At 72.9% G+C, this 14061-nt stretch carries 13 protein-coding genes and 1 tRNA gene; 8 read left to right on the top strand and 6 right to left on the bottom strand.

Annotated elements, in window-relative coordinates; genetic code table 11:
- The first annotated feature begins 121 nt into the window (after nt 1-121).
- From ACT1U9_RS02285 to ACT1U9_RS02270, 4 genes are all read left to right on the top strand, one after another.
- On the top strand, nt 122-1009 hold the full coding sequence (locus ACT1U9_RS02285; protein WP_444536670.1) for an SIS domain-containing protein: 888 nt from the start codon (nt 122-124) through the stop codon (nt 1007-1009).
- A gap of 103 nt (nt 1010-1112) precedes the next feature.
- Nucleotides 1113-1970 (top strand): class II fructose-bisphosphate aldolase, encoded by an 858-nt coding sequence (locus ACT1U9_RS02280; protein ID WP_444536669.1) that lies wholly within the window; start codon nt 1113-1115, stop codon nt 1968-1970.
- Between the two features lie 124 nt (nt 1971-2094).
- Nucleotides 2095-3315, top strand: a complete 1221-nt coding sequence (locus tag ACT1U9_RS02275) for a cytochrome P450 (protein WP_444536668.1) — start codon at nt 2095-2097, stop codon at nt 3313-3315.
- Between the two features lie 37 nt (nt 3316-3352).
- The gene (locus tag ACT1U9_RS02270; RefSeq protein ID WP_444536667.1) at nt 3353-4114 is read left to right on the top strand and encodes a cobalt-precorrin-6A reductase; all 762 of its coding nucleotides are present in this window, start codon (nt 3353-3355) and stop codon (nt 4112-4114) included.
- Here the strand turns inward: ACT1U9_RS02270 and cobF are convergent.
- Nucleotides 4083-4838 (bottom strand): precorrin-6A synthase (deacetylating), encoded by a 756-nt coding sequence (gene cobF / locus ACT1U9_RS02265; RefSeq protein WP_444536666.1) that lies wholly within the window; start codon nt 4836-4838, stop codon nt 4083-4085. The genes ACT1U9_RS02270 and cobF overlap by 32 nt on opposite strands.
- Nucleotides 4839-4919: 81 nt before the next feature.
- Between cobF and ACT1U9_RS02260 the strand changes: the two genes are divergently transcribed.
- From ACT1U9_RS02260 to ACT1U9_RS02250, 3 genes are read left to right on the top strand one after another with little or no spacing between them, the layout of a single operon-like run.
- Entirely contained in the window at nt 4920-5675 is a 756-nt protein-coding gene (locus ACT1U9_RS02260) for a (Fe-S)-binding protein (RefSeq protein WP_444536665.1), read from the top strand.
- The gene (locus ACT1U9_RS02255; protein WP_444536664.1) at nt 5672-7090 is read left to right on the top strand and encodes a LutB/LldF family L-lactate oxidation iron-sulfur protein; all 1419 of its coding nucleotides are present in this window, start codon (nt 5672-5674) and stop codon (nt 7088-7090) included. The genes ACT1U9_RS02260 and ACT1U9_RS02255 overlap by 4 nt, the downstream gene beginning before the upstream one ends.
- The gene (locus tag ACT1U9_RS02250; RefSeq protein WP_444536663.1) at nt 7087-7716 is read left to right on the top strand and encodes a LutC/YkgG family protein; all 630 of its coding nucleotides are present in this window, start codon (nt 7087-7089) and stop codon (nt 7714-7716) included. Before ACT1U9_RS02255 ends, ACT1U9_RS02250 begins: the two co-directional genes overlap by 4 nt.
- Nucleotides 7717-7726: 10 nt before the next feature.
- On the opposite strand, the gene ACT1U9_RS02245 is transcribed toward ACT1U9_RS02250, so the two are convergent.
- A complete protein-coding gene (locus ACT1U9_RS02245; protein ID WP_444536662.1) occupies nt 7727-8203 on the bottom strand; it encodes a DUF309 domain-containing protein in 477 nt (158 codons plus the stop codon).
- 106 nt (nt 8204-8309) lie between these two features.
- Here ACT1U9_RS02245 and ACT1U9_RS02240 point away from each other — a divergent pair.
- Nucleotides 8310-8386 (top strand) — tRNA-Pro (locus tag ACT1U9_RS02240).
- A gap of 29 nt (nt 8387-8415) precedes the next feature.
- Here ACT1U9_RS02240 and ACT1U9_RS02235 read toward each other — a convergent pair.
- The 4 genes from ACT1U9_RS02235 to ACT1U9_RS02220 all read right to left on the bottom strand — a co-directional run bounded on the left by ACT1U9_RS02235 (nt 8416) and on the right by ACT1U9_RS02220 (nt 14012).
- The gene (locus ACT1U9_RS02235) at nt 8416-9132 is read right to left on the bottom strand and encodes an ATP-binding cassette domain-containing protein (RefSeq protein WP_444538984.1); all 717 of its coding nucleotides are present in this window, start codon (nt 9130-9132) and stop codon (nt 8416-8418) included.
- Between the two features lie 151 nt (nt 9133-9283).
- The gene (locus ACT1U9_RS02230; protein WP_444536661.1) at nt 9284-10285 is read right to left on the bottom strand and encodes a hypothetical protein; all 1002 of its coding nucleotides are present in this window, start codon (nt 10283-10285) and stop codon (nt 9284-9286) included.
- The gene (locus ACT1U9_RS02225; RefSeq protein ID WP_444536660.1) at nt 10264-12546 is read right to left on the bottom strand and encodes an ATP-binding cassette domain-containing protein; all 2283 of its coding nucleotides are present in this window, start codon (nt 12544-12546) and stop codon (nt 10264-10266) included. Before ACT1U9_RS02225 ends, ACT1U9_RS02230 begins: the two co-directional genes overlap by 22 nt.
- 461 nt (nt 12547-13007) lie before the next feature.
- Nucleotides 13008-14012, bottom strand: a complete 1005-nt coding sequence (locus ACT1U9_RS02220) for an AraC family transcriptional regulator (protein ID WP_444536659.1) — start codon at nt 14010-14012, stop codon at nt 13008-13010.
- Between the last annotated feature and the right edge of the window lie 49 nt (nt 14013-14061).

The raw sequence follows: 14061 nt of genomic DNA, 5'->3' as shown, positions 1-14061 counted from the left end.
TCTCGCACATCTCGCCGTCGTCACCGTCCGTGATGACTTTAGCCCACCTCTAGATGCTTGATTGTGCTCGAAAGCTCGCTATATTTTGCACAAACACGCATCCAGAGTCTGGGGGCCCGGCATGAGCCATGTCGAGAACGAACTCAGCAGCCAGCCCGAGTGCTGGAAGCGCGCCGCCGAGGCGGCGGTGCACCACAAGGACGCCCTGCCCGCGCCGGGCGAGCGGGTGGCGATCGTCGGCTGCGGCACCTCGCTGTTCATGGCCCAGGCCGCCGCCGCGCTGCGTGAATCCGCAGGTCAGGGCGAGACCGATGCGTTCGCCGCGTCCGAGTACCCGCTGGGCCGTACGTACGACCGGGTCGTCGCGCTCACCCGCTCCGGCACCACCACCGAGGTGCTCGAACTGCTCGACCGGGTGCGCGGCAGGGCCCGTACGACCGCCGTCACCGCCGACCCGGAGACCCCGGTGATGCGGGCGGCCGACGACGTGGTGGTGCTGGAGTTCGCGGACGAGGAGTCGGTCGTGCAGACCCGCTTCGCCACCACCGCGCTCACCCTGCTCCGCGCCCACCTCGGCCTGCACACCGAACAGGCCGTCGCCGACGCGCGTACCGCGCTGGCCGAACCGCTGCCCGAAGGGCTCGTCGGGCGCGACCAGTTCACGTTCCTGGGGCGCGGCTGGACGGTCGGGCTCGCCCAGGAGGCCGCGCTCAAGATGCGCGAGGCATCGCTGTCGTGGACCGAGGCGTACCCGGCGATGGAGTACCGCCACGGCCCGATCAGCATCTCCACCCACACCACCGCGACCTGGATGTTCGGCGAGGCGCCGGACGGGCTCGCCGACCAGGTACGGGCCACCGGCGCCCAGTGGGTGGCCGGACACCTCGACCCGCTCGCCGAACTCGTACGGGCCCAGCGCCTGGCGGTCGCGGTAGCCGCAGCCCGAGGCCTGGACCCGGACCGCCCGCGCCACCTGACGCGCTCGGTGATCCTCGACGGCGGCAGTTAAGGGGCGCGGGACCGTCACATTTGCGGCTCCGCCGCGTGGGCGCGACCAGCCACAGATAGTCCGTACCCGACCGACTGCATGAAGTCATGAAGAGGGACCCCGGATGCCACTAGTCCAGACGGCCACCCTGGTGACCAACGCCGCCGCCAAGCGCAGCGCAATCGCCGCTTTCAACATCATCACCCTCGAACACGCCGAGGCCGTCATCGCCGGTGCCGAGGCCGCGAACTCGCCGGTCGTGCTGCAGATCAGCGAGAACGCGGTGAAGTTCCGCTACGGGCGGGTGCTGCCGCTCGCCCGGGCGGCCGTCACCGCCGCCGAGGCCGCCGCCGTACCCGTCGCGCTCCACCTCGACCACGTCAAGCGCGACGACCTGCTGCGCCAGGCCGCCGACGCCGGGTTCAGCTCGGTGATGTACGACGGGGCGCATCTGCCGTACGAGCAGAACCTCGCGGCCACGCGCGCCGCGGCTGATTGGGCGCACACCCAAGGGCTGTGGATCGAGGCCGAGTTGGGGGAGGTCGGCGGCAAGAACGGCGCGCCGCCGCTGGACGCGCACGCGGCGGGCGCCCGTACCGACCCCGAGGAGGCGCGGGCCTTTGTCGCCGAGTCCGGCGTCGACGCGCTCGCCGTCGCCATCGGCAACACGCACGCGATGACCACCCGCACGGCCTCGCTCGACCACGCCCTGCTTTCCCGGCTGGACGCGGCCCTGCACGTCCCGCTGGTCCTGCACGGCTCCTCCGGCGTCCCCGACGACGAACTCGCGGCGGCGGTCACCGGCGGCATGGCCAAGATCAATATCGGTACGGCGCTGAACGTCGCCATGACCGACGCGATCCGCGCGTATCTCGCCGCCAACCCGGAGGCGGTGGACGCCCGCAGCTATCTCACGGTCGGGCGACAGGCGATGGTCCAGGCGGTCACCCGGCTCATCCGGGTGCTGGATCCGGAGGCCTGACGCGCGCGGTGCGGCCGCCGGACCCTCTTCCCCGGGCCCGGCGGCCGCGCTCCGCACCGGGCACAGCGTGTCAGGCCCACCGGTGCTCTTCCGTGACGGCGGTGCTTCGTACACGATGAGCCTTGTGGACAGGCATGAGCACGCACGGCTCGACGCGCTCCAGCGCGACCCCTATCCGCACTACGCGCGCGCCCGGCAGACCGAGGGCCTGACCTTCGTCCCCGAACTGGACGCCTGGCTGGTCGCCCGCGACGCCGACGTACGGGAAGTGCTGCGCAGGCCCGAGGCGTTCTCCTCGGCCAACGCGCTGCGCCCGGACGTCATCCCGGGCCCCGCCGTCCTCGCCGAGCTCGGCATGGGCTTCGGCGGCCGCCCGGTCGTGGTCACCTCGGACGGCCCCCAGCACCAGCGGCTGCGCGCCCCCCACGTCCACGGCCTCTCGCCCGCCCGGGTCGCCGCCGTCGTCCCGTATCTCACCGAGCGCGCGACCGAGCTCGTCGAGTCCTTCGAGGCGCGCGGCCAGGTCGAGCTGATGGCGCGGTACGCGAGGGTGCTGCCCGGGGACGTGATCGGGCGCCTGATGGGGCTCGACCCGGTGGACGTGCCGGTCGCGGTGCACGGCGGCCACCGTGCCGAGGAGCTGCTGTTCCGCCCGATGGACGAGGCGGACCAGATAGCGGCCGCCCGGGACGTGGTGACGATGCAGCAACTGCTCGACACGTACGTACGCTCACGGCGGGTGCACCCGCGCGACGACCTGTGCACGGGCCTGCTGACGGCCCTGTCGACACCCGACAGCGGTGAGCTGACGCTGGAGGAGCGCCATGAACTGGTCGCCCACCTCCAGAACTTCCTGCTCGCCGGGCATCTCACGACGACCGCGCAGATCGGTACGACCGTGCTGCATCTGCTGCGCCATCGCACGCAGTGGGAACTGCTGTGCGAGAAACCGGAGTTGATCCCGGCGGCGGTCGAGGAGGCGCTGCGTTACGACACCGCGCTCCAGGGGTTCCGCCGGATCACCACCCGCCCGGTGCTCCTGTCCGGCACCGAACTGCCCACCGGAGCCGTGGTGTTCGTGGCGTTCGGCTCCGCCAACCGGGACGCCCGCCGCCATGAACGGCCCGACGTCTTCGACATCACCCGCCAGCCCTCCCGCCATCTCTCCTTCGGCCACGGCGTCCACGGCTGCCCCGGCGCCCAGCTGGCCCGCGAACAGCTGCGGGTCACGGTGGAGCTGCTGACGACGAGGCTGCCCGGGCTGCGGCTCGCGCCGGACGTGCCGGTGGCGATGCGGCCGACGATGATCCACCGCTCCCCGGAGGCGCTGCACCTCACGTGGTGAGGGAACATCGCTCGTGAGCAGCGATTATCCTCGCCCCATGCCCGCCCCCCACGTCCTGGTCCTCGCCGGCACCGCCGAAGCGCGGGAGCTCGCCGCGCGGCTCGTCGACGGCGGGGGCGTCCGCGTCACCGCGTCGCTGGCCGGACGCGTCGCCGTACCCCGGACACCGGCGGGCGAGGTGCGCATCGGCGGGTTCGGCGGCGCCGAGGGACTCGCGCGATGGATCCGCGAGCACCGGGTCACCGTCGTCGTCGACGCCACCCACCCCTTCGCCGAGCGCATCAGCGAGAACGCCCCCGAGGCGGCCCGCGCCACCGGCGTCGAACTCATCGCCCTGCGCCGCCCGGGCTGGACACCCGGCCCCGGCGACCGCTGGCACAGCGTGGGTACCTTGAAGGAGGCCGCCACTCTGCTCCCGACGCTCGGCACCCGCGTCTTCCTCACCACGGGCCGCCTGGGCCTGGCAGCCTTCGCGGAGAACGACGACTTGTGGTTCTTGGTCCGCTCCGTCGAGCCGCCCGAGCCCCCGACGCCCCGTAACTGCGAACTGATCCTGGACCGGGGCCCGTTCACCCTCGACGGCGAGCGCGAGGTGCTGCGTACGCACCGTATCGACGTCGTCGTCACCAAGGACAGCGGCGGCCCCGCCACCGCCGCCAAGCTCACCGCCGCCCGTGAACTCGGCCTGCCGGTCGTGGTGGTGCGGCGACCGGAGCCGCCCGCTGGAGTACGTACGGCCGCCGATGTGGACGGTGTGCTCGCGCTGCTCAGTCGCGCCGCAGCAGATAGGTGTCCATGATCCACCCCTTGCGCTCGCGCGCCTCCGCTCGCAGCTCCTCGATGCGGTCGGACACCTCGGCGAGCCGCCCCTGCACCAGGATCTCGTCCGGCGTGCCGACGTACGCGCCCCAGTAGATGTAGAGCTCCTGGTCGAGATGGCGGGTGAAGGCCTGGCGGGCGTCCAGCATCACCACCACGTCGTCGACCGCGTCCGGCCAGCCCTCCGCGAGCCGCCGCCCGGTGGTGATCTGCACGGGCCGGGCCACCCGGTTCAGACCCGTGCGGTGCTTGGCGAGGAGCGCCGAGACGCTGCTGATGCCCGGCACCACCTCGTACGTGAACGTGACCGCGCCGCGCTCCAGGATCTCCTCCAGGATGCCGAGCGTGGAGTCGTAGAGCATCGGATCGCCCCACACCAGGAACGCGCCGCACTCGTCCTCGGCCAGGTCGCCGACGATGAACCGCTCGTAGAGGTCGGCCCGGCGGCGCCGCCAGTCGTCGACGGCGGGCGAGTAGTCCGATGTCTTGCGGTCGCGCTCGGGGTCGCGCGCCTCGACGAGCCGGTACGGGCGACCGGTGACGTGCGCGTCGAGGATGTCCCGGCGCAGCCGCGTCAGATCGGACTTCTCCTCGCCCTTCTCCATGATGAAGAAGGCATCCGCCTTGTTCATCGCCTTGACGGCCTGGAGCGTCAGATAGTCGGGGTCGCCCGCCCCGATGCCGATGACATAGATCTTTCTCACGGCCCCGAGTCTGCCGCATCCGTACGCGGCGCAGAACAGCGAGCCCTATCGTGGCCGACAGCCACCGCCTATCCTCCGACCATGCGTGTCGCACTCTTCGTCACCTGCGTCAATGACGCGGTGTACCCGGCCACGGGCATCGCGACGGTGAGACTCCTCGAACGCCTGGGCGTCGAGGTCGACTTCCCGCCCGGCCAGACGTGCTGCGGACAGGCCCAGTTCAACACCGGCTACCGCCGCGGGACCGAGCCGCTGGTGCGCCGGATGGGCGCGGTGTTCGAGGGGTACGACCATGTGGTCACCCCGTCCGGCTCGTGCGCCGCGATGGTCCGCGACAACTACCCCCGGATCGCCAGGAAAGCGGCCGCCGAGGGCCGGGGCACGGAGCTCGGCGAGATCGCCGGGTCGCTGGTGCCGCGCGTGTGCGAGTTGTCCGAGTTCCTGGTCGACGTCCTCGGTGTCACGGACGTCGGCGCGTACTTCCCGCACACCGTCACCTATCACCCGTCCTGCCACGGTTTGCGGATGCTGGGGCTGGGGGAGCGGCCGCGCAAGCTGCTGGAGGCCGTCAAGGGGCTTGAGCTGCGCGAACTGCCCGGCGCCGAGGAGTGCTGCGGCTTCGGCGGCACCTTCGCCCTCAAGAACCCGGACGTCTCCGCCGCGATGGGCAGCGACAAGGTGAACAGTGCGCTCTGCACCGGCGCCGAGGTGCTGTGCGGCGCCGACAGCTCCTGTCTGATGCACCTCGGCGGCATTCTCCGCCGCCAGGACAGCCCCCTGCGCGCCCTGCACCTAGCCGAGATCCTGGCCAGCACGGAAGCGGAGCCCCACGTATGAGCGGCACGTTCGTCGGCATGCCGTCCTTCCCGGTGGCGGCGAAGGGCGCTGTCCATGACGCCACCCTGCGCGCCAACCTCCGGCACGCCACCCACACCATCCGCGACAAACGCGCCAAAGCGGTCGCCGAACTCGCCGACTGGCAGCAGCTGCGCGAGGCCGGAAAACAGATCAAGGACCACACCCTGCGCCATCTCGACCGCTACCTCGTGCAGTTGGAGGAGTCGGTCGTACGCGCCGGGGGCACCGTCCACTGGGCCGCCGACGCCGCCGAGGCCAACCGCATCGTCGCCGACCTGGTGAAGGCCACCGGCGAGCGCGAGGTCGTCAAGGTCAAGTCGATGGCCACCCAGGAGATCGGCCTCAACGAAGCACTCGCCGCCGAGGGCATCACCGCGTACGAGACGGACCTCGCCGAACTCATCGTGCAGCTCGGCGACGACCGCCCGTCCCACATCCTGGTGCCCGCCATCCACCGCAACCGGGGCGAGATCCGCGACATCTTCCGTGCGCGGATGGGCAGTTGGGGCAGACCCGCCCCGGACGGGCTCGGTGACACGCCCGCCGAACTGGCCGAGGCGGCGCGGCTGCATCTGCGCGAGAAGTTCCTGCGCGCCAAGGTCGCCGTCTCCGGGGCCAACTTCATGGTCGCCGAGACCGGCACCCTCGTCGTCCTGGAATCCGAGGGCAACGGCCGGATGTGCCTGACGCTCCCCGAGACGCTGATCTCGGTCGTCGGCATTGAGAAGGTCGTCCCCACCTGGCAGGACCTGGAAGTCTTCCTCCAGACGCTGCCGCGCTCCTCGACGGCCGAGCGCATGAACCCGTACACGAGCATGTGGACCGGCACCACGGACGGCGACGGTCCCTCGGCCTTCCACCTCGTCCTGCTCGACAACGGCCGCACCGACACCCTCGCCGACGAGGTGGGCCGCCAGGCACTGCGCTGCATCCGCTGCTCGGCCTGCCTCAATGTGTGCCCGGTGTACGAACGGGCCGGCGGCCATGCGTACGGCTCGGTCTACCCCGGCCCCATCGGCGCCATCCTGAGCCCCCAACTCCGGGGCACGCAGAGCGAGATCGACGCCTCGCTGCCGTACGCCTCGTCCCTGTGCGGCGCCTGCTACGAGGTGTGCCCGGTCGCCATCGACATCCCCGAGGTGCTTGTGCATCTGCGTGAGCGGGTGGCGGAACAGGGCGGCAAGGGGCACCGCCTGGAGAAGGCGGCCATGAAGGCGGCGAGCTGGGCCATGGACCGGCCCGCGGTGATGGCGGCGGCCGAGCGGGCGGCGACGCGGACCCGTCGCCTCCACCCGAAGAACCCGCCCGGTGCCGGTGCGTGGACCGACAGCCGCGCCCTGCCTGAGATGCCCGAGGAATCGTTCCGCGACTGGTGGAAGAAGCGCAGCCGATGAACTCCCGCGACCGCATCCTGGCCCGCGTCCGCACCGCCGTGGCCGACGCCCGCGAGGCCCCCGAGCCCAGCCGCGACTACCTCGTGAGCCACACGCCGGACGACCCCGGGGCCATGGTCGGCCTGTTGCACGAGAACCTGGCCGACTACCGGGCGGTCGTGCACCGCGCGGACGACGACGGCCTGCCGATGCTGCTCATGCGGCTGCTGGCCGAGCGGGGTGCGGCCACGGTCCTGGTGCCGCCCGTGCTGCCCCCGTACTGGCTGAGCGCGGCGGATCCCGTACGCATCCACGACCGGGCCGTGTTGACACCGGCCGAACTCGACGAGGTGGACAGCGTGGTGACCGGCTGCGCGCTCGCGATCGCCGAGACCGGCACGATCGTCCTGGACGGCGGCCCTGATCAAGGCCGACGCCGGATCACCCTCGTCCCCGACCACCACATCTGCGTCGTACGGGTACCGGACCAGGTCGTGGCGTCGGTCCCGCAGGCGATGGCCCGGCTCGACCCGACGCGCCCGCTGACGTGGATCTCCGGCCCGTCGGCGACGAGCGACATCGAACTGGACCGGGTGGAGGGCGTACACGGTCCGCGCACGCTGGAAGTGGTGCTGGTCAGCGAGTGAGGTTTCGGCTTCAGCGAGTGAGCCGGGGTGCCTCGGTCGCCGCGTCCACCGGGCCGGGCAGCCGGTCTGTCAGCTCGTGCGCCCACGCCATCAGCCCGGTCAGATCGATCCCGTACAGCGGTATCCCCACATACCGCGCCAGCGAGTCCGCGCCCCGGGCGAGCAGTGCGGCGCCGCCCTTCGCGTTGCCGCGCGCGGCGTGCGTGAGCCCGACGGCGAGCTGCGCAAGGCCTCGCCACAGCTCGCGCTCGCTCTCCGGCCCCGACTTCCACGCGTCCTCGAACACCTCGTGGGCGTGGAACGGCATCCCCGCGTCGAGCAGCCGCTGCGCCTCCCGCACGGTCTCGTCCGGGGTGCGTGCGACGCCCTCGGGCTGGCGCTCCACCCCGGGCGCCCCGTACGGCAGCGGGCGGCCCAGACCGTCCCTGGGCCGCGCGTTGCGCGCCCGCCCCTCGGCGTCCCGGTCCCGGCGCGAAGAAGTCTCCATGGGCCCATTGTCCCCCGCCGTCGCTCCCCGTACCGGAACACCGCGTCAAGTGCGGTATGGTTCTCATGCACGACCGGCCAGGGGAAACCCCAGGTCAGACGGGCACCGGGACGTGGCGCAGCTTGGTAGCGCACTTGACTGGGGGTCAAGGGGTCGCAGGTTCAAATCCTGTCGTCCCGACCAGCGTTTCACGCAGGTCGGAGGCCGTTCTCTCATCCGTGGGAGGACGGCCTTTCGTACGTCCGGGGCTCGGCGAGGCGGGCCGGCGTCGCGCCCGCCCAGTGGCCGACGAGCTCCGCGTAGTGCGGGCTGCGTACGAGGAGTTCGGCGTGGGTGCCCAGAGCCGTCCGGTCGCCGTCGAGGAGCAGGACCCGACGGGCCCGGGTGGCCGAGACCAGCCGGTGGGCGATGACGACGAGGGTGCCGGGGCGCTCGGCGAAGGCGGCCTCCGCGCGTTCCTCGGCGACCGGGTCGAGATGGCAGGTGGCCTCGTCGAGGACCACCACCGGGGCCGCGCAGGCGTGGACCCGCGCCAGGGCGAACAACTGCCGCTCGCCACAGGACAGTTCCCTGGCGGGGGAGCGGAGCCGGGCATCGAGCCCGCCGAGCCGGTCGATCACCGCGGAGAGCCCGACCGCCTCGGCGGAGTGCTCCAAGTGGGCCGGGTCGGCGTCGGGGGCCAGATAGGCCAGGTTGGCGGCGACCGTGCCCGGGAAGACGTACGCCTCCTGTGGGACGAGGGCGAACAGCCGGCAGCGCAGCACCTCCTTGAGATCCGTCACCGGGCGGCCGTCCAGGCTGACCGTGCCGGCGGTCGGGGGGACGATCCCGGTGAGAAGCGCGGCGAGGGTGGACTTGCCGATGCCGCTCGGGCCGACGATGGCGAGGTGGTCGCCGAAGGGGACGTCCAGGCTGAGCCGCCGCAGCACGGGCTCGGCGTGCGGGCCGTACGCGAAGTCGAGCTCCCGTACCGCGATGTGCGGAGCCTTCCCGTGCCACCGGGGCGCCGGCACCGGCTCACAGGGCTCGGACGGCCGGGACCGCTCCGACGGCTGGGACGGCCGGTCGGACCGGGACGGCTCAGAAGGAGGCTCCGGCACCGTGGCGGCCTCGGCCAGCCGGTGGAGCACCACGCCCAGCTGGCTCCAGTACCCGGACACCGCGCCCGCCAGCGTCTGCAGGGCCGGCAGGAGGTGGGCCGCCACATAGGTGGCCGCGCCGACCACGGCACCGGGGCTGACCGATCCGTGCGCCACCAGGCCGGGACCGGCCAGCAGCAGGAGCAGCAGCGGCAGTTGGCCGCCGAGCAGGACCACGGGCACCCGCAGCGCGGCCGCCAGTCCGACGGCGAGCTGTGCCCTGGCCGCCCCGGCCACCTCCTGCTCCACGACCGAAGCGGCGTGCGGCTCGGCCGCCAGCGCCGTGATGTCGCGGGACGCGCCGAACGCCGCCCCGGCCCGCGACCTTCTCCTCGGCGAGGACGAGCAGCCGCCGACGCGTCGTCAGCCGGCGCATCGACCAGAAGAACACGGCCAACGCCGGTACCAGCGGTGCCAGTACCAGCCCGGCGAGCAGCGGGTCGAGCGCGGCCAGCCCGATCACGGCGGCCAGCAGCGACACGCTCAGCGGACGGGCGGTGCGCAGCAGTGTCCCGGTCAGGTTGCGGACGGTGTCCATCTGGCCGTTCAGCTGGGCGACGGCCGTGGAGCCGCCGCCGCGCCCGTCGGCCGTGGCCCGCTCCAGCACACCGCGCACCACGCGGCGCACCAAGGTGTCCCGCAGGTTCTCGACCACCTCGGCGAGCGGGGTGAACAGGGCGCGCTCGGCGGCGGCCCGGGCGAAGAACAGCCCGGCCAGCAGGGCGATCCAGGCCAGGCCGACACCGGGCCGGCCGGCCAGGAACCCGTGGTCGAGCGCGGCCGCGGTGACCCAGCCCGACGCCAGGGCGGGGGCGGCTTCCAGGACCGACCACCCGGCGATCCGCCGCAGCGGTCCGCCGCTGCCGCGCAGCCCGTCGGCGAGCAGCCGCAATGCGGGGGCGCTGAGCCCGAGGCTGATCCTCATCGGTGTTCGACGCGGCACCGCTCGTCCTCCTTCTTCATGGGGTCCGGCTCCTTCTGCACGGCATCCGGGTCGGCGAGGGAGCCGGTCGCGCCCGCCGGGCCGAAGACCGCCCGGTAGTCGGGGTCCGCCCAGAGCAGGCCGTGCGGGCCGAAGGCGCGGATCCGGCCGCCGTCCAGCCATGCGACGAAGTCGCAGCGGGCGGCGGTGGCGGCGCGGTGGGCCACCACGAGCCTGGTGCGGCCGGCCAGCAGGTCGGTGACGCAACGGCTGACCTCGGCTTCGGTGGCGGTGTCCAGGCCCGAGGTCGCGTCGTCCAGGACGTGCACCAGCGCCGGACGCAGCAACGTCCGGGCGAGTCCCAGCCGTTGGCGTTCGCCGCCGGACAGGGGGGTCTCGTCCAGCGGGGTGTCGTATCCGGCCGGGAGCCGTCGGACGAACCGGTCGGCCTGCGCGGCGCGGGCGGCCCGGACCACGTCCTCGCGGCCGACCCCGGGCCGGCCGAAGGAGATGGCTTCGTGGACCGTCCGCCCGTACAGCTCGGGCCGTTCGAAGGCGTGCACCACCAGGGTGCGCAGCCGGTCCAGGGGCAGGTCGCGCACCGGGACGCCGCCGATCGAGATCTCGCCCTCGTCGGGGTCGGTGAGCCGGCCGAGCAGGCCGGCCAGCACGCTCTTGCCCGCGCCGGTACGTCCGACCAGGGCGACGGCGGTGCCGGCGGGAAGGTTCAAGTCCAGTCGTTCCAGGACGGGTTCACCGGCGTGGCGCACGGTGACGCCGCGCAGCCGCACCGCGCCGTCCGCGGGCGTGGTGCTCTCCGCGCCCCCGGAGGGCGGCTCGTGGCGGAACACCTCGCCGAGGCGGCGGGCGGCGGCGCGGGCCTGGGCGATCCCGAGCAGGGCGTCGATCTCCTCGACCATGCCGGAAGCCAGGGCCAGGTATCCGGTGACGGCCAGCAGGCCAGCCGGGCCGAGCCGGCCGTCTGCCACCGCGAGGCCGGCCACCGCCAGGACCAGCACGTCGGTCAGGGGCAGCAGGAGTCCCATGCGCCACACGACGTCCCGCTCGGTGCGCCACATCGCGCTTCCGGCGGCGGAGAGTTCGGGCAGCGGCTCCAGGACGCGGTCGGTCTCCGTGGCGAGGGTGCCCGCGGCCCGGATGGTGCGGACACCGGCGAGCGCGGCCACCAGACCGTCCGCGATCCGGGACTGGGCCCCGAGGTAGTTCTCCTGGGCCAGGCCCGCCTCCTTCATGAAGCGCTGGGCGATCAGGACCGTCACCGGCATGGCCAGGGTGAAGGTCCGCCCGGCCGCCAGTTCGTCGAGGGCGATGCCGACCCGGCGCTCCGGCAGGACGGCCACCTCCGCGACGAGCGCCGGGTCGAACTCCGCACCGGCGACGGCGGCGGCCTGCAACACCGCCCGGGCGCGGGCCGACAGGCTGTCGAACTCGCCGAGCAGGTCGGGGTCCGGGTGCCAGCCGTCGAGGAGGCCCATCGAACGGGGGTCCCCCGAGGCCAGCTCGGCCGCCAGCTCGTCGGCCAGGTCGGCCGCGAGCCCGGCCGTCAGGGAGTGGAGGACACGCAGCTGGCGGGGGTTGCCGCGGCCCGCCGCGACGAGCTGGCGCTCCCGGCCCGGCGGGGCCGCCGGCACCAGGAGGGCGGCGTCGGGCGGGCCGAGCGGGCCGAGCACGATCCGCAGCGCGGCGGCGTCCCCGAGGGTCCGCGCCAGCCACGGCGGGCAGCCCCCGGAACGGTGCGCAAGCACGAAGCCGAGGCGCTGGTCGGACGGCCCGCGCAAGAGGTGTTCGAGGAGCCGCAGGGACTCCTCGTCGGCCCACTGGAGGTCGTCCAGGACCAGGACCACGGGCGTACGGTCGGCGTTCTCCAACAGGGCGTCCCGCAGCCTGCGGCGCCTGCGGTGGCGCTGGGACGGTGCCTCGACCGGCTGCTCGCCGAACTCCTCCAGCAGGTCCAATGCCGGGGTGTGGTACAGGGCGTGCATCAGCAGTCCGTAGGGCACGTCGGTGTCGGCGGGGGTGGCCGCCGCCCGCAGCACCTCGCGCCCCGCCGACGCGGCCCGCTCGCCCACCGCCGCGAGCAGCCGGGTCTTGCCGATACCGGCCGTCCCCTCGACCACCGCGACCCTGCTCGTCCTGCGGCCGTCGGTCAACAGCCTTACGAGCTGGTCGAGTTCACCGTCGCGCCCGACCAGCGGCACCGACGGCGCGCCAGCCGCGTCCGCCGTCGTCCCCGCATCCGTCACCGCTCGAAACACCGGCATCTCCCCGATGTCGCGGGCACGGTGCCGACCGCCCGCCCAGGGCGATCGTCACCAGACCTTCACGTCACGCCCGTCAGATCCCCCGAATCGAGCTGATCATCGCTTCCGTCGCCCTTCCTGTCGAGGGGCGGATCAACTCCACATGAGGGGAGCCTTGTTGGGCAGGTGGCTGGGGAACGCGTCAAGCACCTGCTCAAACGCTGCCGGGTGGGCTCGCCGGGGCCGTAGGGGAGTTGTCGGTCCACACTCGCGTCAGGGAGACGATCGCGGACTGCCCCTGGCTCAGCGGGGGGAGCTGATCCGGTCCAGGGGCAGCCCGCGGGCTGCCGCCGACGACGGTGCCGACGCCGTGCCGGGGTCCCGGGCACGGTGGTGAAAACGTACCGCCGGGATCTCCGGGGGCCGATCCGCGATGCGTGGCCGTTTCGCGCAGTCGGCGGGGTGCGTGCGGCGGCGGGCGGTCAGGGGGAGCCGAGCGTCTGCGAGGGGAGCTCCCCGAAACGCGTGCGGTAGCTGTCGGCGAAGCGGCCGAGATGGGTGAAGCCCCAGCGGTACGCGACTTCCCCCACGGTCAGTTGGCAGGGCGAGCCCTGGCGCAGCTCCTGGTTGACGCGGGTCATCCGGACATCGCGCAGATAGGCCATCGGGGACATACCGAGGTGGCGGCGGAACCCCTCCTGGAGCCAGCGTGCGCCGACCTGGGCGACGGCGGCGAGTTCGGTGGTGGTGAACGGGTGCTCGGGGCGGTCGTGGATCGCGTCCACGACCCGTTTGACCGGCCCCGGCAGCCGGGTCCGTACGGGCTTGTCGAGGTCTTCGCGGTAGCGGTGCCCGGTGGCGAGCAGTAAGCCGGTGAGCAGCGACTCCTGGAGCTGGGCCGCCATGAGCGGATGGCTGAGCGCGCCGTGCTCGTCCGCCATCTCCTCGACGACCAGGCGTACGAGCCGCGCCCAGCTGCGGCCCAGGCCCTGGCTGATGTCGAGTTCGGGGGTGAGCCGCATCCCGGCGGGCACCGATCTGTCCAGCAGGATCTCCAGATGCCGCAGCAGGTCCTGCTGGCCGACCTTGACGGCGTGCAGCCGGCAGTCCCGGTTCCAGCGGTCCAGGGACGTGTCGCCCTGCGGCTGGAAGACGGCCGCACAAGCGGGGGTCGCGGTGGCGGAACCCCGGGTTCCCTGACGCCAGGTCAGCTGTCCGGAGACGGGTATGTCGACGTGGTACGCGCCCAAGTCGCCGAACCGGATGCGGATATCGGTGCCGCAGCGTATGTCTCCCACGGTCAGCGCGCCCAGCTGCACGACGTCGAACGCGACGTCGAGCGAGTGCTTCCGGTCCAGTACGTCGATGGAGTTCGCGTAGTACGTCTCACATATCGCCTGCCGGGCCTCGTCGAGGTCGCCGGTCCGGAACGACAGCCGGAGGGGGGCCGGGGCCCGCCGGGTGCCCGTGTGCGAAGTCTCCTGCATGGAGCTCATCCTCCCGGTGCGCGGGCCCGGCCGTCACCACCACGCGTCG

Origin of the sequence: Streptomyces sp. BR1 (genome assembly GCF_052373795.1) — a bacterium.
Lineage (GTDB): Bacteria > Actinomycetota > Actinomycetes > Streptomycetales > Streptomycetaceae > Streptomyces.
Note: the sequence above shows the minus strand (reverse complement) of the source record. Positions and strands in the feature narration are given on the sequence as shown.